This is a genomic window from Cupriavidus sp. 05L411 (genome assembly GCF_056398045.1).
The window spans coordinates 1-25,781 of the sequence record NZ_JBFTOQ010000014.1; the positions used below are offsets into that span (position 1 = coordinate 1).

Annotated in this window: 19 protein-coding genes; 6 read left to right on the forward strand and 13 right to left on the reverse strand. The window is 68.2% G+C overall.

The window, feature by feature from the left end:
* The 5 genes from AC1DQR_RS18210 to AC1DQR_RS18230 form a co-directional block, all read right to left on the reverse strand.
* Nucleotides 1-219, reverse strand: a 219-nt coding sequence (locus AC1DQR_RS18210; RefSeq protein ID WP_477133478.1) for an ATP-binding cassette domain-containing protein, incomplete at its 3' end; no start/stop codon positions are given.
* A gap of 392 nt (nt 220-611) precedes the next feature.
* Complete coding sequence (locus AC1DQR_RS18215) at nt 612-2,312, reverse strand: GMC family oxidoreductase (protein WP_477133479.1); 1,701 nt, start codon at nt 2,310-2,312, stop codon at nt 612-614.
* A gap of 170 nt (nt 2,313-2,482) precedes the next feature.
* Complete coding sequence (locus tag AC1DQR_RS18220; RefSeq protein WP_477133480.1) at nt 2,483-3,418, reverse strand: lysophospholipase; 936 nt, start codon at nt 3,416-3,418, stop codon at nt 2,483-2,485.
* A gap of 50 nt (nt 3,419-3,468) precedes the next feature.
* Complete coding sequence (cueR, locus tag AC1DQR_RS18225) at nt 3,469-3,969, reverse strand: Cu(I)-responsive transcriptional regulator (protein WP_416049983.1); 501 nt, start codon at nt 3,967-3,969, stop codon at nt 3,469-3,471.
* Nucleotides 3,966-6,437, reverse strand: coding sequence for a heavy metal translocating P-type ATPase (locus AC1DQR_RS18230; protein WP_416049984.1), 2,472 nt, complete (start codon nt 6,435-6,437; stop codon nt 3,966-3,968). The genes cueR and AC1DQR_RS18230 overlap by 4 nt, the downstream gene beginning before the upstream one ends.
* Nucleotides 6,438-6,699: 262 nt before the next feature.
* On the opposite strand from AC1DQR_RS18230, the gene AC1DQR_RS18235 reads away from it, so the two are divergent.
* Nucleotides 6,700-6,912, forward strand: a complete 213-nt coding sequence (locus tag AC1DQR_RS18235) for a heavy-metal-associated domain-containing protein (RefSeq protein WP_416049985.1) — start codon at nt 6,700-6,702, stop codon at nt 6,910-6,912.
* Nucleotides 6,913-6,978: 66 nt separating this feature from the next.
* Here AC1DQR_RS18235 and AC1DQR_RS18240 read toward each other — a convergent pair whose 3' ends face one another.
* The 4 genes from AC1DQR_RS18240 to AC1DQR_RS18255 form a co-directional block, all read right to left on the reverse strand.
* A complete protein-coding gene (locus AC1DQR_RS18240) occupies nt 6,979-7,707 on the reverse strand; it encodes an OmpW/AlkL family protein (protein WP_416049986.1) in 729 nt (242 codons plus the stop codon).
* 232 nt (nt 7,708-7,939) lie between these two features.
* On the reverse strand, nt 7,940-8,899 hold the full coding sequence (locus AC1DQR_RS18245) for a delta(1)-pyrroline-2-carboxylate reductase family protein (RefSeq protein ID WP_416049987.1): 960 nt from the start codon (nt 8,897-8,899) through the stop codon (nt 7,940-7,942).
* 85 nt (nt 8,900-8,984) lie between these two features.
* On the reverse strand, nt 8,985-9,989 hold the full coding sequence (locus AC1DQR_RS18250) for an aldo/keto reductase (RefSeq protein ID WP_416049988.1): 1,005 nt from the start codon (nt 9,987-9,989) through the stop codon (nt 8,985-8,987).
* Nucleotides 9,990-10,141: 152 nt separating this feature from the next.
* Entirely contained in the window at nt 10,142-11,032 is an 891-nt protein-coding gene (locus tag AC1DQR_RS18255) for a LysR family transcriptional regulator (protein WP_416049989.1), read from the reverse strand.
* A 185-nt stretch (nt 11,033-11,217) separates the two neighbouring features.
* Between AC1DQR_RS18255 and AC1DQR_RS18260 the strand changes: the two genes are divergently transcribed.
* A complete protein-coding gene (locus AC1DQR_RS18260; RefSeq protein WP_416049990.1) occupies nt 11,218-12,762 on the forward strand; it encodes an MFS transporter in 1,545 nt (514 codons plus the stop codon).
* A gap of 55 nt (nt 12,763-12,817) precedes the next feature.
* Nucleotides 12,818-13,756, forward strand: a complete 939-nt coding sequence (locus AC1DQR_RS18265) for a LysR family transcriptional regulator (RefSeq protein WP_416049991.1) — start codon at nt 12,818-12,820, stop codon at nt 13,754-13,756.
* Here AC1DQR_RS18265 and pbpC read toward each other — a convergent pair whose 3' ends face one another.
* The 4 genes from pbpC to AC1DQR_RS18285 all read right to left on the reverse strand — a co-directional run bounded on the left by pbpC (nt 13,757) and on the right by AC1DQR_RS18285 (nt 23,246).
* Nucleotides 13,757-15,964, reverse strand: a complete 2,208-nt coding sequence (gene pbpC / locus AC1DQR_RS18270) for a penicillin-binding protein 1C (RefSeq protein ID WP_416049992.1) — start codon at nt 15,962-15,964, stop codon at nt 13,757-13,759.
* The gene (locus tag AC1DQR_RS18275; RefSeq protein ID WP_416049993.1) at nt 15,961-16,662 is read right to left on the reverse strand and encodes a lysoplasmalogenase; all 702 of its coding nucleotides are present in this window, start codon (nt 16,660-16,662) and stop codon (nt 15,961-15,963) included. Before AC1DQR_RS18275 ends, pbpC begins: the two co-directional genes overlap by 4 nt.
* A complete protein-coding gene (locus AC1DQR_RS18280; RefSeq protein ID WP_477133481.1) occupies nt 16,659-22,679 on the reverse strand; it encodes an alpha-2-macroglobulin family protein in 6,021 nt (2,006 codons plus the stop codon). Before AC1DQR_RS18280 ends, AC1DQR_RS18275 begins: the two co-directional genes overlap by 4 nt.
* 87 nt (nt 22,680-22,766) lie before the next feature.
* Nucleotides 22,767-23,246, reverse strand: coding sequence for an Lrp/AsnC family transcriptional regulator (locus tag AC1DQR_RS18285; protein WP_150987569.1), 480 nt, complete (start codon nt 23,244-23,246; stop codon nt 22,767-22,769).
* A 272-nt stretch (nt 23,247-23,518) separates the two neighbouring features.
* Here AC1DQR_RS18285 and phhA point away from each other — a divergent pair, with 272 nt between their 5' ends.
* The 3 genes from phhA to AC1DQR_RS18300 all read left to right on the forward strand — a co-directional run bounded on the left by phhA (nt 23,519) and on the right by AC1DQR_RS18300 (nt 25,774).
* Complete coding sequence (phhA, locus tag AC1DQR_RS18290; RefSeq protein WP_477133541.1) at nt 23,519-24,451, forward strand: phenylalanine 4-monooxygenase; 933 nt, start codon at nt 23,519-23,521, stop codon at nt 24,449-24,451.
* Between the two features lie 156 nt (nt 24,452-24,607).
* Nucleotides 24,608-24,925, forward strand: coding sequence for a 4a-hydroxytetrahydrobiopterin dehydratase (locus tag AC1DQR_RS18295; protein WP_253929198.1), 318 nt, complete (start codon nt 24,608-24,610; stop codon nt 24,923-24,925).
* 144 nt (nt 24,926-25,069) lie between these two features.
* Nucleotides 25,070-25,774 carry a response regulator transcription factor gene (locus tag AC1DQR_RS18300; protein ID WP_150987573.1) on the forward strand — a complete coding sequence of 235 codons (705 nt, stop codon included), beginning with the start codon at nt 25,070-25,072 and terminating at the stop codon, nt 25,772-25,774.
* Nucleotides 25,775-25,781: the final 7 nt, after the last annotated feature.

Here is a 25,781-nt window from a genome sequence, read left to right on the forward strand (position 1 = left end):
GCGGGTGATGTCGATGCCGTTGAACAGGATCGTGCCCGTGGTCGGCTCGAGGAACTTGGTCAGCAGGTTGAAGCAGGTGGTCTTGCCGGCGCCGTTGGGGCCGATCAAGGCATGGATGGAGCCGCGCCGCACCTTGAGGTTGACGTCGCTTACCGCGGTGAACCCCTTGAACTCCTTGGTGAGGTTCCGCGTTTCCAGGATCGTTTCTTGCTGATTCATGGTCTCCTGCCCGCCCTCTTGCTGCGGCACCGGCTTCTGGTCGGCACCGCCAAATGGTCAGAACTGTGGTGCCAGTCGCACCACCACCGCACAGGTCACGCCAATCCAGTTGCGCTCCCCGTGGCTGTTGCGGCTCTCGCGCCGCTTGTATTTATTTGCTGCCTTTATTGCAGCCTGGATGTCCGCCGTGCGCGCCCCTCCCGGAACGCGCGACGCGCCCTTGTAGGGGCGCGCCAATGTGAGCGGTGCTGCACGGCATCTCGGCGTCTATTGTGTGCGTCTGCTGCGTCGCAAAACATCCGGGTTTGCACTGATTATGAAACATGAACCAGATGTCAGGTTGGTGTCAGGTTTGCCGCGCGTTTGCCGCACGTTCGCGGCCGGCGGCGTACTCAGGCCTGGGTTGTGGCTCCCGCTTTGCTGGCCAGCGAAGCCCCCGCCGGAGAAACAGCGCCCTGCGTGACCCCTTGCGCCACGCCGCTCGCGCGCCGGCGCCGATCCTCCCGGATCATGTCGCTGGCGCGCTCCGCGATCATGATGGTCGGGGAGTTGGTATTGCCCGAGGTGATCAGCGGCATGATCGATGCATCGACCACACGCAAGCCATCGATGCCGATCACGCGCAGGCGCTGGTCCACCACGGCCTGCGGGTCATCGGGACGGCCCATGCGGCACGTGCCCACCGGATGGAAGATGGTGGTGCCGATCTCGCTTGCGGCCTGTGCCAGTTGCTCGTCGGTCTCGAACGCCGCGCCCGGCAGCCATTCCTGCGGCTTGTAGGGCGCGAGCGCGGGCGAGGCCACGATGCGCCGCGTCAGCCTCAGTGAATCCGCCGCGACCTTGCGGTCGGCATCGGTCGTCAGATAGTTGGGCGCGATCACCGGCGCGTGGCGGAAATCCGGATCGGCGATGTGCACGCTGCCGCGCGAAGTCGGGCGCAGGTTGCACACGCTGGCGGTGAACGCATTGAAGCGATGCAACGGATCGCCGAACTTGTCGAGCGATAGCGGCTGCACGTGGTACTCGAGGTTGGGCCGCGCATACGATGCATCCGAGCGCGCGAAGGCGCCGAGCTGCGACGGCGCCATGCTCATCGGGCCGCTCTGGTTGACCGCGTACTGCAGGCCGATGCCAAGCTTGCCCCACCAGCTGCCTGCGCGCGTGTTGAGCGTGCGCACGCCCTCCACCTTGACCACGCTGCGCAGCTGCAAGTGGTCCTGCAGGTTTTCGCCCACGCCGGGCAACGCATGGCGCACCGCGATGCCCGCCGCCTGCAGCCGCTCGGGCTGGCCGATGCCGGACAGCTCCAGCAACTGCGGCGTATTGACCGCGCCCGCCGCCAGGATGACCTCCTCGCGCGCTGCCGCCGTGAATGGCTTGCCGCCGCCGAGATAGTCCACGCCGGTGCAGCGGCGTCCCTCGAACGTCAGCGCGCTCACCTGGGCGCCGGTGACGATCGTCAGGTTCGGCCGTTCCGCCGCGCGGCGCAGGAACGCCTTCGCGGTATTCCAGCGGATGCCGCGTCGCTGGTTGACCTCGAAATAGCCCACGCCAAAGTTGTCGCCGCGATTGAAGTCATCGGTGCGCGGGATGCCGGCCTGCTCGGCGGCATCGATAAAGCGCTCCAGGATGTCCCAGCGCAAGCGCTGCCCTTCCACCCGCCATTCGCCACCCGCGCCGTGGAATTCGTCGCCGCCGCGATGATGGTCCTCGCTGCGCTTGAACAGCGGCAGCACATTGTCCCAGCGCCAGCCGTCGTCGCCCGTCAGGCGCGCCCAGTCGTCATAGTCTTCGCGCTGCCCGCGCATATAGATCATGCCGTTGATGGAGGACGAGCCACCCAGCACGCGGCCGCGCGGGTAGCCCAGCGAGCGGCCGCCCAGCCCGGCTTGCGCCACGGTGCGGTACATCCAGTCGGTGCGCGGGTTGCCGATGCAATACAGGTAGCCCACCGGGATGTGAATCCAGTGGTAGTCGTCGCGCCCGCCGGCTTCCAGCAGCAGCACGCTCACCTCGGGGTCCTGGGTCAGGCGGTTGGCCAGCACGCAGCCGGCCGATCCGGCGCCGACGATGATGTAGTCGTATGTCTCCATGCTTTCTCTTGTCAGGCCTTGCGCCACGTTTGGAAAGGTTGATGATGAGCCCGCGCGGGAATATCCCGCCAGGATGGCAAATGCGTGCGTCCGTGCGCGGCATGCCGAGCTTGGGCCATGGCTGCGCGCAATGGTTCAGATGATGGCAGCCAGGGACACATCATGCGCGCTCACGCTGCCTGCGGCTGCAGATGCTTGCGCAGCCAGCCGGTGAGCGCGGCCAGTACCTCGCCGCGCAGCGGCTGTGCCTCGTTGAAGATCTCGTGGTAGCCGGTGTCGAACCAGAGCGCGTCGCGCAGGTCGGGCGGCGCGTTGTCGAAGAAGCGGCGGCTGCCGGCCGGATCGACGATGCGATCGTCGCCCGCCACCAGCATCAGCATGGGCGCTTCCAGCATGGACGCGTCGGTTTGCGCCTGCGCCATGCCGCGCACGAAGGTCTCCAACACGCCGGCGCTGATGGTGCCCTGCACCCGCGGATCGGCACGGTACTGCGCCACCACCGCGGCGTCGTGCGACAGGTAGCGCGCATCGATCGGGTTGGGCACGCGCAGGCGCGGCACCAGCGTCAGCAGCATGCGGTGCAGGGCCAGCATCGGGGCGGACAGCCTCAAGGCCAGCGCGGGCGATGACAGCACAAGCGCGCGGATGGGCCGCACGCGCGCAGTGGCGAAGCGCGCGGCCACCAGCCCGCCCATGCTGTGCCCCAGCAGGAGCGGCAGCTCCTGCCACTGGCCCACCGCGGCGTCGTGGATTTCGGTGAGGTCTTCGACGAACACATCCGGATGCTCCGCCACCATGCGCGGGCCGCCGCTGGCACCATGGCCGCGCTGGTCGTAGGCGCGCACACGCAGGCCCAGGCCGCACAACAGCTCCGCCACGTGCTGGTAGCGCCCGCAATGCTCGGCCAGGCCGTGCACCAGCAACAGCGAACCAGCGGGTTCCGGGAACAGGTCGGGATCGGGCTGCCAGGTGCGCAGGAACAGTTCCGTGCCGTCGCGCATGCGCTGGCGGCTTTCGATGGGGGTGGCGGGCCGCGCGGGCGCCGCCACGGCAGGGCCGCCGACGTCGGTCGGCTCGGCGGGAGCAGCGGTACTCGGTCGATCCATTCGGTTGATCTCCATCTGTGTTCCGCTACGATGCCGCCAGCCTTCCCTGCCTAGGAGGCCGCGGCGCTGTCCTCGCCGTGACGATGGCAGGCCGGCACCGCGCCATCGCTGCTGCCGCCCGCATCCACCTCCTCCGCCGCCAGGCCGAATCCCGCCTGCGCCATATCCGCGAGGATCGGGCAGTCGGGCCGCGCGTCGCCGCTGCAGGCCTCGGCCAGCTGGCGCAGCGTGTCGCGCATGGCGGCAAGCTCGGCAATGCGCTGCTCCAGGTCCGCCACGTGGCGCAAGGTGAGCGCCTTGACGTCGGCGCTGGCCCGCGCGCGGTCGTGCCACAGCGACAGCAGTCCGCGTATCTCGTCCAGCGAGAACCCGAGATTACGGGCACGCCGCACGAAGCGCAAGGTGTGCACCGCGCGCTCGTCGTAGCGGCGGTAGCCGCCCTCGCTGCGCGGCGGTGGCGCCAGCAGGCCGATGGACTCGTAGTGCCGGATCATCTTCGCGGAGACGCCGGAAGCCTGTGCCGCTTCGCCGATATTCTTGCCGACATTCATGCTTGCTCTCCCGCCGGCTTCCAGCGCCGCAGCAGCAGCGCATTGCCGACCACGCTCACGCTGGAGAATGCCATGGCCGCGCCGGCCACTACCGGGTTAAGCAGGCCGGCCGCCGCCAGCGGGATGCCGATCACATTGTAGAAGAAGGCCCAGAACAGGTTCTCGCGAATCTTGCGCACAGTGCGGTGCGAAATCGCCAGCGCGTCGGCCACCAGCGCCGGGTCCCCGCGCATCAGCGTGATGCCGGCGGCATGCATGGCCACATCGGTGCCGGTCGACATGGCGATGCCGACATCCGCCGCGGCCAGGGCCGGCGCATCGTTGATGCCGTCGCCAACCATGGCCACCACGGTGCCGCCCGCCTTGAGCCCGTTCACGCGCTCGGCCTTGTCGGCCGGCAGTACTTCCGCCTGCACCTCGTCCAGCCCCAGCGTCTGGGCCACGCGCGCGGCGGCGCCCCGGTTGTCGCCGGACAGCATCACCGTGCGCACGCCGGCGGCGCGCAGCCGCTCGATCGCGCGCCGCGCGCCAGGCTTGATGGCGTCGCCAAAGGCAACCAGCCCCACCACGCGGCTTTGCGCGGGCGACGCATCCCCCGCGCCCGTCTCGATCAGCCAGGACACCGTGCGGCCCGCTTGCTGCAGTGCCTGCGCCTGCGCTTCGAGCGTACCCGCCGCTGCGCCCAGCGAGGCGCGCAGGCGCTCGCTGCCAAGCTGCAGCGCCACGCCATCGACCTTGCCGGACAAGCCCATGCCAGGCAATGCACGCACATCGGTAGCGGTCGGCGCGTGGATGCCGCGCGCGCGGGCCGCTGCCAGCACCGCGTGCGCCAGCGGATGCTCGCTGCCGGCCTGCAGCGCGGCCAGGCGCGCCAGCAAGCGCGGTTCCGCATCGTCACCGGCACCCGCCGGTACCGCCAGCGCCACCACTTCCGGCTTACCCACCGTGAGCGTGCCAGTCTTGTCGAAGGCCACCACCTTGACTCGGTGCGCTACTTCCAGCGCCTCGGCGTCCTTGATCAGGATGCCGGCGCGCGCACCCGCGCCCGTGCCCGCCATGATCGCGGTCGGCGTGGCCAGGCCGAGCGCACACGGGCAGGCGATCACCAGCACCGCCACCGCGTTCAGCAAGGCTGCCTCCCAGTTGCCGCCGAACAGGCCCCAGCCTAGCAGCGTGACCAGCGCGATGCCCAGCACCACCGGCACGAACACCGAGCTCACGCGGTCGACCATGCGCTGGATTGGTGCCTTGGCGGCTTGCGCGTGCTCGACCATGCGGATAATGCGCGCCAGCACCGTCTCCGCACCCACCGCCACCGTGCGCGCCACCAGGCGGCCTTCGTAGTTGATGGCGCCGCCGGTCAGCAGCGCGCCGGGTGCCTTCGGTACCGGCAGGCTCTCGCCGGTCAGCATGGATTCGTCCGCATGGCTGCTACCTTCGATTACCTTGGCATCCACGGGCACGCGTGCGCCCGGCAGCACCACGATCTCATCGCCGACCCGCACCGAGCCCAGCGGCACGCTCACCTCCGCGCCGTCGCGGCGCACGATCGCGCTATCTGGGCGCAGCGCGGCCAGCGCGCGGATGGCATCCGCCGTCTGGCGCTTGGCACGCGTTTCCAGCCACTTGCCCAGGCGCACCAGCGTGATGACCACCGCCGCGCTCTCGAAGTACAGGTGCGGCATATCGTCCGCGCCACGCCACATCAGCCACAAGGACAAGCCATAGGCTGCCGAGGTGCCGAGGGCGACCAGCAGATCCATATTGCCCGCGCCCGCGCGCACCGCCTTGAAGCCAGCCTTGTAGAAACGCCAGCCAAACACGAACTGCACCGGTGTGGCCAGCAGCCACTGGACCCAGGCCGGCAGCATCCAGTGCACGCCGAACCATTCGGCCACCATGGGCGCAACCAGCGGCAACGATAGCGCAGCCGAGATCGCCACCGGCCATGGCCCGGACCAGAAGCCTTCGCCAAGCACCGCCCCAGCCGGCAATTCGCCGGTGACCGGCACCGCGCCATAACCGGCGCGCGCCACCGCAGCGGCCAGCGCATCGGCATCCACGGCACCGCGCAGCACGGTCACCTCAGCCTGCTCCGTCGCCAGGTTGACCTGCGCATCCACCACGCCGGCCACGGCCTTCAGCGCACGCTCGACGCGGGCCACACAGGAAGCGCACGTCATGTCGCTGATGGACAAGGTCATGGCCTGGTGCGGCACCTCGTAACCGGCAGCCCTCACGGCCTCGGCGGCGACCGGCAGCACGGCTGCGCTATCGGCCTGCAGCGTGGCTTCTTCGGTGGCGAGGTTGACGGCGACCTGGCGCACGCCAGGCACCTTGCCCAGCGCGGTCTCGACGCGCCGCACGCACGAGGCGCACGTCATGCCGCCGATCGGCAGCCGCCATTCGGAGGGCGGCGCGCCTGCTGCGGCGCCGGGTACGGGAAGGAGTTGGGAGTTAGCGGGCATGGCAGGGATCGGGTCCACAGTGATGACAACCACATCATGGACCTTACCATGTTGGGAAGGTCAAGCCCGCGCGCAAGCAACGCATTCATCACGCGTCGAACGCGAGAACGTTTGGAAAAGGCCTTGCGCTTCCCACGGTGGGAAGGTGCAAACTTCGGGGGTAGACCGAAGTCCGGCACGGCCAGCGCAGCGACAGGTACGCTTTTGGACGGCCGGACGCTCACCTTGATTCCTTACCCCAGGTACCAACAGGAGATTCCAGATGATCCAGTTCCAGGTTGAAGGCATGTCGTGCGGCCATTGCGTAGGCGCCATCACCCGCGCCGTGCAAGCGCTCGATCCCGCCGCGAAGGTGTCGGCCGACATCCCCGCGCAGGCCGTCACGGTAGAGGCCACCGTCAGCGGCCAAGCGCTGCGCGAAGCCATCGAGGCCGCGGGCTATCCCGTCAAGGGCAGCACCCAGGCCGCGGGCTGAACCGGCAGCGGCACAAAGCAAAACGGGCGCCATTGCTGGCGCCCGTTTTGTCGTCTGGCGAGTCGCTCAGAAGCGGTACCCGACGTTCAGGAAGGTCACAACCGGATCGATCTTGATCTTGGTATGCGACACCACGGTAGCATTGCCCGCCGCACCCGCGTTCTGCGTGGTGAGCGTGGCCGTGCTGGACAGCGGCAGGTAGGACACCGACAGGCCGACGAACCAGTTATCGGTGATGGCATAGTTCGCGCCAACATTGAACACCGGATTCCACGAGCTCTTGGCGCTCGCCGTCATCTTGGCGTTCGGACCAAATTCGGAGCGCACGAAAGTCTGGTTGTTGATGGTCTCGTCGGTGAACCATGTGTAGTTCACGCCAAGTCCCACATAGGGGCGGAACTTGGTCTTCGCTTCCCCGAAGTAGTACTTCACCAGTACCGCCGGGCTCCATTGCTTTACATTGCCCAGCGTGCCGTATTTGGCAAACGTGCCAGCGCCCTCTACGTCGTGCTTCGGCGGAATCCCCGCCACGATTTCGCCTGCGATATTGTCGGTAAAGAAGTGCGTGAACGCGATGCCAAGCGTATCCGCGGACTTGATCTTGGCACTCGTGCCGGCTTCGGTCTGGTTGACGGGGAAGCCACCGATGCTATCGACGACCAGCGCATCAGCCGAACTCGTCGGCATCACGCGGAACCAGCCCAGGCTGACAATATTGCTGCCGGCGCTCTGCGCTTGCGCGGCACCAGCAACTAGCATGGCTACGCTGGCCAGCAGGATCTTCTTGGGGGACATGCCTCTTACTCCTTTTATTGACTCTCTACCCGAGGCAGGCATTATCCCGTCTGGTGTGACCCGTCTGTTTCAAACGCTTAACACTTTTGTAGAAGCCCGCCCCTAAATCACGGGTTAACCATTAAAAACGCGGGCAAACGAGCCAAATCGGCCGGCGAAACCGTATGCAATTTGCGACGCTCGCCGGACAGAAAACCTACTGCGCGGTATAGGCCTACTGGTTGCAAGGGAATTACGCTGTGCCGGCGCTCGCCAACACGCACGCGGCCAGATCCCACAGGGCGTAACCGACACTCTTGAAGACCAGCGGGCTGCCGCGGCGCGCGCGCAGTGCGTCCGCGGCAAGGATGGCGTGCTCGAACGGCTGCACGGTGGACCAAGCGATGCCCGCCTGCAGCAGATCACCCGCCTCCTCCTCGATGCCGAACAAGGTATCGGCCAGCAGCCGGCCGTGCGCCGAGGCCGCCTGGCAGAGCGCCGGCGGCAACTCGCACATCTCCGGGCGGAACGCGCCCACCGCGGCGATGAAATGATCGTCGCGCCACAGGCCACTATCCAGGTCCGGCAGCACCGGCACCAGGCTGGACGTCACCGTCACCACCATCGACACGCGCGGCAGGACCGTGCGCACGTCATCCACCGTCTGCGCCTCCACGCCCAGCGTGCGCGCGTGCGCGGCGAGGGCTTCGGCCTTGGCGGCCGTGCGCGAATGCAGCCACACCCGGCGCGGCGAGAGGCCGGTGGCAAAGGCTTCCAGATGGGTCAGCGCCTGCACGCCGGCACCGATGATCAACAGCTCGCCAGCGGGATCCGGCGCGAAGCACTGCGCCGCCAGCAGCGACACGGCGGCAGTGCGCCGGCCCGTCACAGTGGGCCCGTCCAGCAGCGCCAGCCGGCGTCCGGTATGAGCGTCGGCCACTACCACCTCGCCGAGGATATTGGGCAGGCCGCGTTGCGGATTGCCGGGGTGCACGGTGATGTTCTTGGTCATCACCAGCTCCCGGTTGCGCGCTGGCATCACCAGCAGCGTGCCTTCCCCGCCGGCGGGGTCCCCGACAGGCAACGCAATGCGCGGCGGCGCCATGGCCGTGCCCGCGCGCAGTTCGGCCAGCATGGCGGCAATGGCACGGGCCAGCGCGGGGTAAGGCAGGCGGGCCGCGGTCTGGGCGGCGTCTAGCAGGGCAACGGACATGGCGGGTGGCTCCGGAGGCGGTTCGCGATGCTGGATTATCGGCGAACTCGCCGCCGGCCCCCCACGCTCCACAGGTTCAGCCGGTTCAGCGCGCCAGCAAGGACATCACCTGCTCCGGATAACGCGTACCCGCTACTGCGTCTGCCGGGAACACGGCGTCGATGGCCGCCATGTCGGCCGCGTCCAGCACCACGTCCAGCGCGCCAAGGTTGTCGTCAAGGTTGGCCACGCGCCGCGTGCCGGGAATCGGCACCAGCATCTCGCCACGCGCCAGTACCCACGCCAGCGCCAGTTGCGCCGGGCTGCAGCCCTTGTCGCGCGCCAGCGCGTTCACTTTGTCGACCAGCGACAGGTTGCGCGCGAAGTTCTCACCCATGAAACGCGGGCTGGAACGGCGGTAATCGTCCTGCGCGAAATCCTCAGGACTGCGGATGGCACCGGTCAGGAAGCCCCGGCCCAGCGGGCTGTATGGCACGAAGGCAATGCCGAGCCGCTGGCACGTAGCAAGAATGCTCTGGTCGCCACCCGCTTCCACGTCGCGCGTCCACAGCGAATATTCGCTTTGCAGCGCGGTGATGGGATGCACGGCATGCGCGCGCTCGATGGTCTGCGCGCCGGCCTCCGACAGTCCCAGCCAGCGCACCTTGCCCGCCTTCACCAGTTCCGCCATCGCGCCCACGGTTTCCTCGATGGGCACCTGCGGATCGACCCGGTGCTGGTAGTACAGGTCGATATGCTCCACCCCGAGCCGCTTGAGGCTGGCGTCGCAGCTGGCTCGCACATACTCGGGCCGGCCATCCACGCCGCGCGCCACCGGGTTGGCGGCGTCGCGCACGATGCCGAACTTGGTCGCCAGCACCACGCTGTCACGGCGATCCGCGATGGCCCGGCCTACCAGGCTCTCGTTGGTGTACGGGCCATAAATATCAGCCGTATCAATAAAATTAACACCGTGATCAATGGCGTGATTGATAGCACGAATAGATTCGGCGTCGTCATGCGCGCCGTAGAACTCGCTCATGCCCATGCAGCCCAGGCCAAGCGGGAATACCTGTGGGCCATGCCGGCCCAGCTTGCGTAGTGCGGTCATGCGGAACTCCTTGGTTGAGGAACCTCGGCAGTATCGCCAAGGCCGGGGTGCGGAAACAGCCGGCTACGCTGCATGCGTCATGAAGCGCAGCTTCACAATCGGGTTGCCCTCTGAAGCTGGACACAATGGGCGATGGGAAGGGCAATGGGCTCTCATCCCGGGTTCTCCCGGCGGGACAGGAAGTCAACCAGCACCCGCAGCTTAGGCAGCATGTGCCGGCTCGATGGCCACAGCATCCAGAATGTGCCCTGCACCACGTTGAACGTGTCCAGCGCCGTCACCAGGCGCTGGTCGCTCAGCGCCTCCTGCGCCACGAAATCCGGCACGTAGCAAATGCCCAGGCCGCCGATCGCCGCGGCCAGCACGCCTTCGATGTTGTTCAAGGCGAACGTGCCCGGCAAACGCACTTCCTCGCCGTCGGCATCCTGCGTCAACACCCAATCCTGCAGTTTCCCGCTGGAGGGGAAACGATAGCGCAGGCAAACATGCTGCTCCAGGTCCTTCGGCCGCCTGGGCATGCCGCGCCGCGCGAAGTAGTCCGGCGCGGCGCACACCACCTGGCGAAAAGGCCGCAGGCGCCGCGACATCAGCTGGGAATCCACCAGCGCGCCGCTGCGGATCACCAGGTCGAAGCCCTCCTCCACCACGTCCACCATGCGGTCGCTGAAATCCAGGTCGAACTCGATCTCCGGATAGGCGGTGCAAAACGCGGTCAGGTCGGGCAGCAACAGGCGATAGCCGATCGCCGGGACGCTGATGCGCAGCCGGCCGCGCGGCGCCTCCTGCAGCCGCGACAACTCCAGTTCCGCGTCGTCGATTTCCTCGAGGATACGGCGGCAGCGCTCGAAGAAAAGCGCACCCTCATCCGTCAGCCGGATCTGCCGCGTGCTGCGGTGAAACAGCCGGATGCCAAGCCTGGCCTCGAGCCGCATCACGCTCTTGCCGATGGCCGATGGCGAGACACCGAGAAGCCGTCCCGCCGCGACGAAGCTCCGGGTCTGCGCCGCGCGCACAAAGGCGTACAGGCCACTAAGACTGTCCATGACGATCCATGACTATCTATGCCGCTTCATTAGAGAATTTTTGTCCGCTAAGCACGGAAATCCAGGTGCTTTAAGACGTATTAAGGCCATCCTATCATCAGTCCACTTTTGCGATTGGCCACAGCCACGTGCTATCGGCGCCAGCAACATGCGACGCCCGCACCGCCCTCCAACCCGGACTCCCAATGCCCAAACCTGCACCTGACGCCGCGCACACCACGGCGCAAAAACTGATGATCCTTGGCGCGGTCTGTCTTGCCGCGCTGGCCATGCCCCTGAGCTTCACCGGCCCGGCGGTAGCCTTGCCAGCGATCGCTGCCGATCTCGGCGGCAGCCCGATCGCGCTGAACTGGGTCACCAACGCCTTCATGCTGTGCTTCGGCAGTTGCCTGATGGCAGCCGGCGCGCTGGCCGACCGCTTCGGGCGCAAGCGCGTCTTTCTCACCGGCATTGCCGGCTTTGCGCTTAGCTCGCTGGCCCTCACGGCAGCGCCCGACATCGCCTGGCTGGATGGCCTGCGCGCAGCGCAAGGAGTGGCCGGCGCCGCCGCCTTCGCAGGGGGCATGGCAGCGCTGGCGCAGGAGTTCGAGGGGCAGGCCGCCACCCGCGCATTCAGCTTGCTGGGCACTACGTTCGGCGTGGGACTCGCTTTCGGGCCAGTGCTGGCAGGATGGCTGATCGAGCAAGCCGGCTGGCGCAGCGTCTTCCTCAGCGCGGCCGCGATCACCGTTTGCGCAGTGGTGATGGGTGCACGCTGCATGCGCGAGTCGCGCGACCCCGCCGCCAGCGGGCTTGACTGGCCAGGCGCGGGCACCTTTACCGGCGCGCTGAGTTTGTTCACTTATGCCGTGCTGCGTGCGCCGGAAAGCGGCTGGGGCAGCTTGCCGGTTATCTTGCTGCTGGCCAGCGCCGCCGTGCTGATGCTGGCGTTCGTCATGATCGAGCAGCGCGTGCGCGCGCCTATGCTGGACCTGTCGCTGTTTCGCTATCCGCGCTTTGTCGGCGTGCAATTCCTGGCGGCCGCGCCCGCGTATTCGTACGTGGTGTTGCAAGTGCTGCTGCCGGTTCGCCTGATCGGCATCGAAGGCTACAGCGCGATCGAAGCCGGCCGCATGATGATTGCGCTGTCCGCACCGATGCTGGTGGTGCCGCTGCTGGCCGGGCATCTGACCCGCTGGCTCTCGGCTGGCCTGATCTGTGGCCTGGGCTTGCTGGTGTGCGCCGGCGGCCTGCTATGGCTGGCCCAATGCGCGCCGGGCCAGCCGGGCGCCGGGCTGGCGCTGCCCATGCTGGCGATTGGCCTTGGCATCAGCCTGCCCTGGGGCCTGATGGATGGCCTCGCCGTCAGCGTGGTGCCCAAAGAGCGCGCGGGCATGGCCACCGGCATCTTCAGCACCACGCGGGTGGCGGGCGAAGGCATTGCCCTGGCCATCGTTGGCGCCATGCTTGCCGGGCTTGCCCAGTCCAGGCTGCACGCCATCGCCACTGCGCCCTCGCCCGCGCTGGCGCAAGCCGCGCACCGGCTCGCCATGGGCGACCTGCCCCGCGCCATGGCTCTGCTGCCGCAGGCGAGCGAGCAGGCACTGGTGCAAGGCTATGGCGACGCCTTCCGGCTCCTGCTGTATATCCTCGCCGCGATCACCATTGCATCGGCGGCATTGGTATTTGGCTTGCTCAGCCATTCACGGTTGCCGCATCTGTCGGGATCCGCGCCAGAGGCCTTGCGCTAGCGACGCGCCGCCGCACGCTTCGCGGCAAGGCGCGCCATGCTACCCTCGCCGCACCATGAAGCCTGACGTCTCCCTTGACCCCGACCTGCTGCCCGCCATGGCCGCCTTCGTCCGCGTGGCGCGCCTGGGCAGTTTCACCGCCGCCGCCACCGCGCTCGGGGTGAGCCCATCGGCCATCTCGCAGACCATCCGCCAGCTTGAGCAGCGCCTGGGCGTACGCCTGCTGCAACGGACCACGCGCCGGGTCGGCCTGTCCGAAGCCGGCGCCGCGCTGCTGGCGCGCGTGGAGCCTGCACTGACGGAGATCGGGGCCGCGGCCGACGACACGCGCCAGCAACGCGAAATGCCCGCCGGCACGCTGCGCATCACCACCTCGTACTCGGCTGCGGCCACCGCGCTGCAACCGGTGCTGGTGGAGTTCATGCAGCTCTATCCGTCGATCTGCGTCGACGTAGCCGTCGACGACCGCTTGACCGACCTGATCGCCGAGGGCTTCGATGCGGGCCTGCGCCTGGGCGAGGCGTTGCAGCGCGACATGGTGGCGATTCCCATCACCGGCCCGATGCGCATGGTGGTGGCCGGCACGCCGGACTACTTCGCGCGCCGTGGCAAGCCCAAGCTGCCGCGCGACCTGCAGGCGCATGCCTGCCTGCACTACCGCTTCGGCCCCGCGGGCCAGGTCTATCGCTGGGAATTCATGCACGCCGCGCGCCAGGCCACGGTCGATACCGGCATCGCGCTGATCGCCAATGACAAGGCCCTGCTGCATCAGGCAGCGCTCGCCGGGCTCGGGCTGCTTTACGAGTTCGAGTCCTTGCTGCGCGCGCCTCTCGCCTCGGGCCAGCTGGTCACGGTGCTGGATGACTGGCTGCCGCCGTTCGATGGCTTCTATCTCTACTACCCGGGCCGCCTGCTGATGCCGGCCAAGCTGCGCGTGTTCGTCGACTTCCTCAAGGCGCGCGCACCGCTCGCACCGGCATCGTCAGCCGCGTAATCAGCGGCGCGGCGCCTTGGCTACGGCGCCGCGCACTTCGATGCCGATGCGGTCAACCACCTTGCCTGCGGCATCCAGCAACTCCACCTCGTGCCGGCCCGGCCAGGGCAGCCAGGAGAGCTGGCCGCCGCGCCCCAGCGGCTTGCCGTCGATGCGCCAGCTCACGCGTTGCGCGGTCTGTCCGCTGACGCCCTCGGCATGGAACCAGACGCGCTGCGCCGCCGGCGGGATATCGGGATCGAGCGCGAACACGGTGCCGTCGGCAGGGCTGGCGATGGCAGTGACGCGATCCTTGGTGGCACGCACGCTATCCGCGCTGGCAATGTTGACAACGCGCATGGCGGTACCCGCGAGGAAGACCTCATCGCGCGCGGGCTCGACGTTATCGGCGAAGCGCAACGGCACACGCTCCACGCCGGCAGGCATGGACGGCGCCACGCTCGGCACCGAGCGGTGCAGTGCCTCCATGATCTCGTGCCACACCGGCGCGGCGCCGGACACCCCCGAGACCTCATGCATGCTTGCGCCGCTGGCGTTTCCCACCCACACGCCAACCGTGTAGCGCTGCGACCAGCCCACGCACCAGTTGTCGCGCATGTCCTTCGACGTGCCGGTCTTGACCGCGGTCCAGAAGCGCGTGGTCAGCGGGCTGTCCAGGCCAAACGTGCGCGCCCGCGCGTGGCGATCCGACAGCACATCGGCAACCAGATAGCTAGCCGCAGGCGACATCACCACGCGCACTGGCACCTGCGGCGCATCGGCGCGCAGCCGTGCGCCCCCATAACGCCCACCGTTGGCGAACGCACGATAGGCATTGGTAAGCGCGACCAGCGGCACATCGGCACTGCCCAGCGCAAGGCTGTAGCCGTAGTAATCACCGGCCTGCGCCAGCGGCAAGCCGAGCGCGGTCAGCCGCTGGTGAAAGCGATACGGCGTGACCATCACCAGCGTGCGCACCGCGGGCACGTTCAGCGACGACGCCAGCGCGGCCCGCATGCTCACCCAGCCCGCATATTGCCGGTCATAGTTCTGCGGCACATAGAGGCCCCCACCGCCGCCCGTGGGCAGGTTGACAGGCCGGTCGTCCAGCAGCGATGCCGTGGTCAGCCGCCGTGCCTCCAGCGCCTGCTCATAGAGGAACGGCTTGAGCGTGGATCCGGCCTGGCGCGGCGCAGCCGCGTGATCGACCTGCGCGGCCGCCGACAACGCGCCCGACGAACCCACATAGGCCAGCACGTCGCCACTCGCGTTATCGATCACCACCACCGCGCCGTCTTCCACATTGCGTCCGGCAAGCTCGCGCAGATGCCGATCCAGGCTCGCCGTGGCGATGCGTTGCAGGCCGGCATCGAGCGTGGACGTGATGGTGGCGGGCACCGGGCCGGCGCCGCGGGCTTGCGATACCAGCAAGCGCGCCAGATGCGGTGCCAGGTTCGGCGTGAGGTTCGGCATCGATGTTGTGCCCGCATTGCTGGCGCCGCTGCGCAGCAACGCCAGTTGCGCGAAGCCGTCCAGCCCGTCGCATGCCTTGGGCAATTGCTGCTCGCGCAGGATGCCGCACGCGCGCTGCGCCACCTGCGGCGCACGCGCGTTGGGCGCACGCACCAGCGCCACCGCCAGCGCCGCCTCGCGTGCATCGAGGCCGCTCGGATACTTGCCGAACAGTGCCTGCGACAGCGCGGACAGGCCGACCAGCTCACCGCGAAACGGCACCAGGTTGAGATACGCCTCGAGGATCTGGTCCTTGCTCCAGTTGCGCTCCAGTGCCGTCGCGCGCACGGCCTGCGCCATCTTCTGGCTCACGCTGCGGCCGCTGTCGGCACGGCGCAGGTCCTCGTCGAGCAAGCCGGCGAGCTGCATGGTCAGGGTGGAGGCGCCGCGTGTGCGCGTATTCCACAGGTTGGCCCACGCGGCGGCGGCAACGCCCTGCCAGTCCACGCCGCTGTGCGCATAGAAGCGGCGGTCCTCCGACAGCACGATTGCGGTGCGCACCGCGGGCGATATCTCCGCCAGCGTGACCCAGTCGCCGCGGCGCGCACGGAAATCGTCGCGCACGCGGGACAGGGTTTCGCCATGGCGGTCGAGCACCACCACATCCGCGCTGCGCCAGCCGGCGCGCACGCTGTCGAAGGATGCTAGCGCCAGCGCAGGCGCAGGCGCGCAGGCCAGGCAGGCCATCATGGCTACCGCGCGCAGGCCCGCGTTCATTTGTCCCGCCCGGCCGCCACGCCGGCCACCAGCAGCACCTGCGCGGCGGCGTAGGTCCACCAGATGCCGAGCGCAAAGGTATCGAACGGCACGAGGAACCGCGCGGTGCCGAGCAAGCCGTCAGACACGGCGAAACACAGCGCACCGATTGCCGCCAGCGGCGTCGGCAGTTTCGCCAGCAACGCGGCGCAGGCCATCGCCGCGAGCGCGCCGACATAGACCGAGACCGGCACCGCCAACGTGCCCAGATTGGGCCAGAAGCGAGCGAGCATCACGCCAGCAGCGCCCATGACCACACCGCAAGCAATCAGGCGATGCGCGCGCCCGTCACCCGCCATGGGCACGAACAAGCCGAGGTAGGCGAAGTGCGCGATCAGAAAAGCCCCAAGACCGCCGATGAAGGAGAACGACAGCCACGGCATCGCCAACAGAAAGTCCCCCAGCGCGGAGAACAGCAGCGCCGCCATCAGCCAGCGCCGCTCGCGACGCAAGGGATGGAAGTGCGCGGCGCGTACCAGCAGCAGCGCCATGGCGGTCTTCCACAACGGCTGGAAGGCGATCTGCCCATTCAACGGCGCGCCGGGCGGCGAGTCCATCGCGACGGTGACCAGCAGGCCGCCGTACACCAGGCCGGCCATGGTGCCGGCCAGCCACCACTCGCGCACCCGCGCGGGCATCATCATTGCAAGCCAGCTCAAGGGCGTGCTCCTACGGTCAGTCTGGCATTGGGTTGCGCGCCGAATACATCCGGCGCGTACATCGCCTCGACCCGGGTGGGCGGCAAGGCGAACTCGCCGGCATTGTTCAGGCGCACGGTGTATTCCACCGTGGCACTGCCGCGCGGCATGTAGGCGTAATACTCGCGCAATGCCTGCGGCGTGCGCTCGGTGAACGCAGGCCATGCGCCCTTGCGCCGCTCGCCGCGCGTGGCGATCTCCGAGTCGCGCCCGAGGCCGCTGCCGAGGATGGTAGCCCCAGCGGGCACCGGGTCGCTCACCACCACCCAGGTCATGTCGGCCTGCGCATCGATCTCCAGCTTCACGCGATACGTGTCGCCGCGCGACCACTTGCCCGCCACCGCCTGCTCCACCGCAGTCACGCTGCGCGTGATGCGGTAGCCCGCCGAGAGCGGCGCGGCCAGCGGCACCGCCGCCAGCGCGCGCACCGTGGCCCAGGGTTTGCCGGCGCCTTGCTGCACGGCCTGCAGCGTGGCGGACTCGCCCGCGCGTGGCCACGGCAGGCTGAGGCTGCCGCTTGCCACGCCATCCACCTTCCCGGCACGCGCCCAGTCGAAGCTGCGCGATGCATCGGGCACCCCCTCCAGCGTCACGCGCGTGGCGCCCGACACCGGCGTCTTCTCGAAGACTTGCGCAAAGCGCGTGATCGCCAGCGAGCCCCAGGCGTTGGCCGTGGTCGTGCCCCAGGCGCCGCGCATCTGCCGGCCGAGCAAGCCGGTAGCGAGTTGCGCGCTTTCGTCCTTCCAGCCGGGCAGATCGAGCGACAGCGCCAACAGGCGCGCGGCGTTGAGATCGCCGCCGCTCATCAGCCACCACCAGTTGTCGTCGCGCTCGGTGGAAAACGCCAGCCGCGTGCCTTGCACGGTCAGCCGCGAGCGCAGGATCTGCTGCGCTTGCGCGAGGCGCTCTTCGCGCTGCGGGATATCCTGCACGCGCGACAGCACGGCAATCCAGTCGAGCAGCGCAGAGGTGGGCCACTGCGCCGGCAGGATCTGGATCGAGCCCAGCATGCGCGCCTGCGCGTGCCCGCTGCGTGACAGCGCCTCTAGCGCGGCCAGCTTGCGCACTTCCAGATCCTGCGTCGGTGCCCAGCGTTCGCGCTTGATGCGGCCTTCGATGAACGCGGCCAATCCGCTTTCCATGCGGGCCCGCGTTTCGTCGGGCAGGCGCAGCGGCAGCCCCGCGCGCACGGCTTCGTCGGACACGGCCAGCAAGTAGGCGGTCAGCACCTCGCTGCCGGCGTTGCCGTCGTTTTGCAGCGGGAAGTACGAGGCCAGCCCGTCGTTGTCGAGATAGCCGGGCAGTTGCGTAGTCAGAGCATTCCACTGCGCCGCATCGCCCAGCCCGATCGCGCGCGAGGCACGCTGCTCCAGGCACGAGAACGGATAGTTGCGGAACCACTCGCGCACGCCAGGCATGCCGCCTGCCAGCGAGGCTTGCAGGTTCACCTGCAGGCCACCGCGAGGCTGGCCCGCGCCATCGGCTAGCGCACCCTGCGGTGCGCGTACCGGCACCGACAGGTTTGGCGCGAGCTGCGCCAACGTGGCTTGCTGTACGGTGAGCGGCACCGCCGGCACCAGTTGCTGCGAGAGCTTCACGCGGTCGCTGGCGCCGCCCGTCTTGCCGGCCTCGGTAGCTTCCACCTCCCACTGCACCGTGCCGTCCTGGGCCGACGAGCCCGCCGGCAACAGCGGCGCGGCCGCATCCCAGCCGATCTCGCGCGATTCTCCCGCGGGAATCTCCACCGTCTGCGCGGCCAGCGCCTGCGGCTGTGCGGACTGCCCCGGCGGGCTCACACGCGCCACAGCCTGCACCGTCATCGCGCGCTGCGTGGTATTGCGCAGCGTAAACATGGCGCGATAGCGATCTTCCTCGCGCACCAGCGGCGGCAGTCCCGAGATCAGCTGCAGGTCCTGCTTGGCAGCAATGGTGGCGCTGCCGTTGCCGAAGCGGCCCACGCCCAGGTCGGCCACGGCCACAATGCGGAATCGCGTGAGCGAATCGTTGAGCGGCACCGTCAGCGTGGCGCGCCCTTCGCCGTCAAGCTGCACGCGCGGATTCCACAGCAGCAAGGTATCGAACAGCTCGCGCGTCGGGCTCTTGCCGCCGCCGCCGCCCGCCGGCACGGCCTTGCGGCCGTAGTGGCGCCGGCCGATGATTTCCATCTGCGCGGTGGCGGTCTCCACGCCATAGCTGCGCCGGCGCAGCATGGCGTCGAGCAGATCCCAGCTCGTGTTCGGCATCAGCTCCAGCAGGGCTTCATCCACCGCGGCAAGTGCAACTTCGCCATTGGCGGCGGGCTTGCCGTCGGGCAGCTTCACCTGCACGGCTACCTGTGCCTTGCCGCGCACGGGATGGCTCGTCTTGTCGGGCGTCACCTTCACGTCGAGCTTGTAGCCCTCGTTGCCCACGCGGATCTCCGCCAGCCCGAGGCGGAATGCGGGCTTGGACAGGTCCACCAGCGCGCTCGGCGCGGCATACTCGCGGCCCTCGCTGCGAAACGCCTGCCACCACTCGGTTGGCTGGCGCCAGCCCCAGGTGAAGAACGAATACCAGGGCACGTCGCGCAAGCGCCCGCGCAACGCCAGCACCGATACATACACATTGGGGCCCCACTCCGGCCTTACCTTGACCCGCACCGTGGGATCACGCCCGTTGAGCTCCACCACGCTGGTCTCCAGCACGCCCTCGCGCTCCACCGCCACCAGCGCAGTGGCATGGCGGAATGGCATGCGCACCTGAAACACGGCGGTCTCGCCCGGCGCGTAGGCCTTCTTTTCGGGCAGCAGGTCAATGCGGTCGTTGTTCTCCCCGCCGAACCACAGCTCGCCCTGGCGCGTCACCCAGACCGAGGTGGCGGCCTGCGAAACGCGTCCCGCGTTATCCCGGGCCTGCGCGATCAGTTCCACCTGGCCGGCCTCGGGCAGCGTCACGTCGCATTGCATGCGGCCTTGCGCATCCGTTCGGCCCTCGCACACGATGCCCAGGTCCTTGTTCTCGTTGCGGTTGTCGTAGCGATAGAAGCCACCCACCACGCGCTTGCGCACCGAGGTGGTGATGCGCACCTGCGCGCGCAGCGAGATCGGCACGTTGGCCTGCGGCCGCCCCTGCGGATCGAGCGCCACGGCATGCACGGGAAGCTTCTGCTTGACCGAGACCCAGCTCTCGGTGCGGATGCCTGCCACCACACCCGCCGGCCACATCGGCACCGTCTGGCGCAGCGTCTGGATCTCGCCGTTGGGATCGGCAAAGCCCGACTCCACCACCAGGTCCTTGGGTGCGTCTAGCCTCGGCATGTTCTTGAGAGTGAGCGTGCCGCCGCCGTTCTTGTCCAGCTTCAGCGGCAGTTTGTCCGCCACCAGCTTCTGCGCATCGTCGCGCTGCGTATTGCCATCCTCGCCCTCGTCCTCATCGCCGCCGCTGTCCTTTTGCGGCTTGCGCGGCGCGGCGAAGGCATAGCTGTCGTAGTCGGCAAAGCGCACGTACTTGTCGCGCAGCAGCGCCGACACCTGCACCGGCAAGCCTGCCGCGCCACCACCCGAGACGTAGTGCACTTCCAGGTTGAGCGGCACCTCCGCCGAGGCCACCAGCGCCCCGCCGCTGCCGGCCTTGAGCGTGCCCGCGAGCACCGGCAGGCGAAAGGCCTCGACGCGGAAGCTGCCGCTGTCCAGCACACGGTCCTTCGCATCACTGAACGACACCGTATAGACGCCCAGCTTCGCCCCTGCGGGAATCGCAAACGTGCTTTCGGCGCTGCGCCCGCCAGTAGCGGTGCTGCGCCATTGCACCGGCTGCTCGTAAGTCTGGCCACTGCCTTCATGCTGGATGACCAGCTTCTCCGGCAAGGGATCGCCCGCCCCCGGCAATGCGAAGCCATTCGCAGTCTCGGTGCGGATCATGTGCTTCATCGACACCGTCTCGCCGACACGCAGCAAGGTACGGTCGAAGATGGTGTGGACGCGCACGTCCGGCACCGCGCTGGTGTCGGTCGGCACGTTGAAGCGCCAGCTCTCGATGCCCTGGTTCCAGCCGGACATCACGAAAGCCATGTCGGCCTGGCCGCGTGCTTGCGGATGGTCTGCGGCGATGCGTGCCGAAACGAAATAGCCGGACAGCCCGGTGTCGTCGCAACTGCGCTCGCGCACGTCGTCCAGGCCGTTGAAACTCGCCAGCCCGGCGGCATCGGTGCGGCCCGAGGCCAGCAGCTTGCCGCTGCAATCGCGCAGCGCCACCGCGGCGTTGGCCACCGGCTTGCCATCGTCGAGCGTAGTGACCCACGCCAGCGCGGTCATCTTGCCGGGGCCTCGCGCAAGCTTGAAATGCACGCCGAGGTTGGTCACCAGCGCGGCGGTGCGCACGTACATGGGCGCCGGCTTGCCGAGCAGCGCCTCGCCCAGCATCGGCGAAGCGATCTCCACCACATGAAAGCCGGCTTCGGGCAGGGGAATGCCGACCACCTCGAACGGGCGTGGCGCCTTGCCGCCCGGCTCAGCCAGTTGCGGAATGGCGAGCTTGCGCGCACCGGCCACGCCATCGAGCAGCGAGATGGAGCGGGTCTCGATGGAAGGCGCATTGCGCGAGTTATTGACCGCGGACGGCGAGCGGCCGGCGAGAATGGCATCAAGCTCGCCGCGCGTCCAGCTGCCTTCGTGCAGCCGGCGAACCAGCCCGTACCAGCGCAGTACCGCGCCATCGTCGTCCACCTTCAGGCGGCGTACCGTGCCGGCTTGCGCGCGCACGCCTTGCACCGGCAGGTCGGCCTCGACATTGCGCAGCGTCACCGGCAGCAGCGCCGGATAGTCGGCTGCTGGCTTGCCCTTGGGCAGCTCACCAAAACGCTCGAGCACGCCGAACGGCGCGGCCGAGAATTTCGCCAGCGGCGGCATCGCGCCCATGCCCACCTTGAGCGGGAACAGCTCGGCATTGGACAGCACGCGGCCGCTGTCGTCCTTCAGGCCAGCGGGTACGGACAGTGTTAACTCGGTCTTCTCGGCAAAGGGGGGCTTGAAGCTGACACTGCTGACGGGCGCGTCGCGCGCCGCTTCCGGCTCGAACTGCGGGGCACGCGGGCCTTTCGGCGTGTTGAGCAGGATATGCTCGGCGTCCTTGCGCGAAATCGGCGCGGAGAACGACAGCGAGATCGGCCGCAATGGCGTGCAGGGCGACTGCGCGCGCTCCCGCTCGCAGGTAAAGCTCGCGGTGAAGGGCTCGCGCACGGTGTAGTCGAAGCGCCGTTCGTCGCGCGTAACCAGCCCCGAAGGCGTGGCTACGCCGCTGCCCAGCACCAGTTGCATGCGCGCGCCGGACGGCAGGCGCTGCTGGCAGGCAAGCAGGTGGACGGTATCCACCTCGTCGGCCTTCAGCTTCCAGTGCAGCGCGCCCAGCACGGCGTCGCGCTCCTTGCCGGCAACGAGACGCACGGGAATGCGCTCGCCCAGGCCTTGCGCCTGGCACCAGGTGGCGTTGCGCACAGAGTCCGCGGTGGCCGGGCCGTTGAAGCGCAGCGCAAAGACCTGGTCCTCTTCGATCTCGCCGCCGCTGGGACGCGCGGAAACCACGGTGGGCCCGCCGGTCTCGAAGCGATACTCCAGCTTGCCGGTGTATGCCTTGCCGGCCTCGCTCTTGAGGCCGGCCGCCATGCGCACCGTGCATTTGACGCCTGGCGGCAGGTCGCGCGCAAAATCGAATGCCCAGTTCTTCGCGTCGATCCAGCGTGCCTGGCCGGTGATCGCGCTGCCATTGCAGGATACCGTGGCGGGCGGGTTCGCCTGCAGGTCGCCCAGCGGCACCATGGCTTCGTCGAAGCGGATCGCCACCTGCCGCACGCGAGCGACCTCGCCCTCCGGCGAGAAGCGGACCACCTGCGCTGCCTGGCCTGAGCCCGGCATCGTCGCCAACACTGCCTGCAGGCAGGCCGCGGCGGCCCACCAGTACCCACGTCCCTCACGCTTGTCCATCCGCGCGACGATCTGCGTCATCCTGCCCCTCCCGATTACGGCACCCGGCGAGGGTGACATGCGCCGATGGCAAGCGCAAGCCCGCGCGCGCTGCGAGCGGCCCGCAGGCTAGCGCAAATGCGACAGTGGCAACGGCCCGTCGCGCTTGAGCGCGGTCAGCACGATGTTGGAACGCACGCTCTCCACACCCGGCACGCGCATGAGCTTCTTCATCGTGAATTCGGCCAGCGTCGGCAGGTCGGGCACCATGATGCGCAGCAGGTAGTCGGCCTCGCCCGCCACGGAGTAGCACTCCTGCACTTCTTCCAGCAGCAGGATGTCCTCGCGGAAGCGCTCGACGATGGTGTCGCCGTGGTGGGCCAGCTTGACGCTGGTGAACACCAGCACGCCAAGCCCGAGCGATGGCGGCGACAGCACCACGCGGTAGCCGGTGATCACGCCGTCGGCCTCCAGCCGCGCAAGCCGACGCCCGATCTGGCTGGGTGAGAGATGAATGCGCTCGGCGAGCTGCTGGTGGGTGGAGCGGCCGTCGGTCTGCAACGCCGCCAGCAGCGCGAGGTCGAATGGGTCGAGGTTGATCATGGTCATGTCGCTTCGGTCGCGTTGGTCGCGTTGGTCGAGTTGGGATCGCTTCTTGTTGTGCACCAGGCCTGCGGGTAGGAATGCTACCCCCGCCTCCGCCTGGCGGCACGCCGATTGCCACTGGCAGCGCACCCGCGCACATTTCCCGCAGACAATACCAAATTTTTGCGCACTTGATGCATCGCTTGACGAATCCAAGCCGTTTTTGCGGGCCATTTGCGTCACCTCCTAGCTAAACTGTGCGGTAAATCTGCAGGAGATAAAACATCATGGACGCAATGGCTACCGCCACCCACGCTGGCGACGCCCAGGCCAGCTTTTCCGGCACCCTGACCGACAAGCTCAAGGAACAATTCGACGCCGGCCTGCTGTCCGGCCAGGAATTGCGCCCCGATTTCACCATCGCGCAGCCACTGGACCGCTATACGGACACCGACCACGCGGTGTGGGCCAAGCTCTATGACCGCCAGGCCTCGATGCTGCGCGGCCGCGTCTGCGATGAGTTCCTGCAAGGCCTGTCCACGCTGGGCATGGGGCGCGACCGCGTGCCCAGCTTCGACCAGCTCAACGAAACCCTGATGCGCGCCACCGGCTGGCAGGTGGTGGCGGTGCCCGGCCTGGTGCCGGATGCCGTGTTCTTCGAGCACCTGGCCAACCGCCGCTTTCCCGCCAGCTGGTGGATGCGCAAGCCCGAGCAGCTCGATTACCTGCAGGAACCCGACTGCTTCCACGATGTGTTCGGCCATGTGCCGCTGCTGATCAACCCGGTCTTTGCCAACTACATGGAGGCCTACGGCAAGGGCGGGCTCAAGGCCGCCTCGCTGGGCGCGCTCGACATGCTGGCGCGGCTGTACTGGTACACCGTGGAATTCGGCCTGATCCGCACGCCGGAAGGCCTGCGCATCTACGGCGCGGGCATCCTGTCGAGCCAGGGCGAATCGATCTACAGCCTGGACTCGGCCAGCCCCAACCGCATCGGCTTCGATGTGCGGCGCATCATGCGCACGCGCTACCGCATCGACACCTTCCAGAAGACGTACTTCGTGATCGACAGCTTCGATCAGCTGTTCGACGCCACCCGCCCCGACTTTGCCCCGCTGTATGAGGAACTGCGCGCACAACCCACGCTGGGCGCGGGCGACGTGGGGCAATCCGACCTCGTGCTCCAGCGCGGCTCGCGCGAAGGCTGGGCCGACAGTGACGACGTCTGACACGCGCTACCCACGCTACCCGCGCGCACCCTTTGTGAAACAATGACGGCATGCCCGCTCCGCCCCCGCCTCCATGCACATCGCAAGGGCCGGGTGGCCGAGCAGGCGGGCCGGCATTGCCCTTTGCCAACTTCCTTTTCGACCATCGAGCCCATCATGTCCCCTGCGCCTGTCGTGCCCCTAACGCTTGAAGAACGTGCACCGCTGCTGGCCAGCCTGCCCGGCTGGAGCACGGTCGATGACCGCGACGCGATCCACAAGCGCTTTACCTTTGCCGACTTCAACGCCGCCTTCGCCTTCATGACGCGCGTGGCGCTGGCCGCGGAAAAGGCCGACCACCATCCGGAGTGGTTCAACGTCTACAACCGGGTCGACGTCACCCTGTCCACCCATGACGCCAACGGCCTGACCCGGCGCGACACCGACCTGGCCGCCTTCATGGACCGCGCGGCGGCTTCGCTGGCGAAAGCCTGAGTACGCATGCGGCAAGCCAGGACACGCTGGAGACTGTAGGCAAACCGAAAGCTCGCTGGCGGTCGTGCGCTGTACAATCGGTGGCTGACCGTTTGTAACTTTCGTTACTCTCCCGATCCCTTTCCAGCCTCCCAGCCTGCCACCATGCGTATCCTTCTGATCGAGGACGACCGTCAGATCGCCAGTGGCGTCGAAGCCGGCCTGGCCCAAGCCGGCCATCAGGTGCGCGTGGTGCACGACGGCGTCTACGCCACCGAGCACCTGCTGCGCGAACAACACGACCTGGTGATCCTCGACCTGGGCCTGCCCGGCATCGACGGCATGACCCTGCTGGCGCGCTACCGCGCCCGCAACCGCTCCACGCCGGTCATCATCCTGACCGCGCGCGACGAGCTCGAAGACAAGCTATCCGGCCTGAACGCCGGCGCCGACGACTACCTGGTCAAGCCCTTCGCCCTGCCCGAGCTGGAGGCGCGCGTGCGCGTCTTGCTGCGCCGCAGCCAGCACGGCGAGGCCGCGCCCGAGCGCGACGTGCGGCTCGGCCGCCTACGGCTGTCGGGCAACGACCGCCGCATGTTCATCGATGGCAAGCCGCTGGAGCTCTCGCCGCGCGAATTCGCCGTGCTGGAGCTGCTGCTGCAGCGCCAGGGCCGCGTGGTCAGCAAGGCGCAGCTGCAGGACCACCTCGCCACTTTCGCGCATCCCGCAGGGGAAGGCGGCGACACGGTCGGCGATACCGCGATCGAGGTCTACGTGCACCGCGTGCGCAAGAAGCTTGAAGAATGCGACGTGGAGATCGTGACCGTGCGCGGCTTCGGCTACCTGCTGCAGATCCGCGCCGGCACCTGACGCCGCG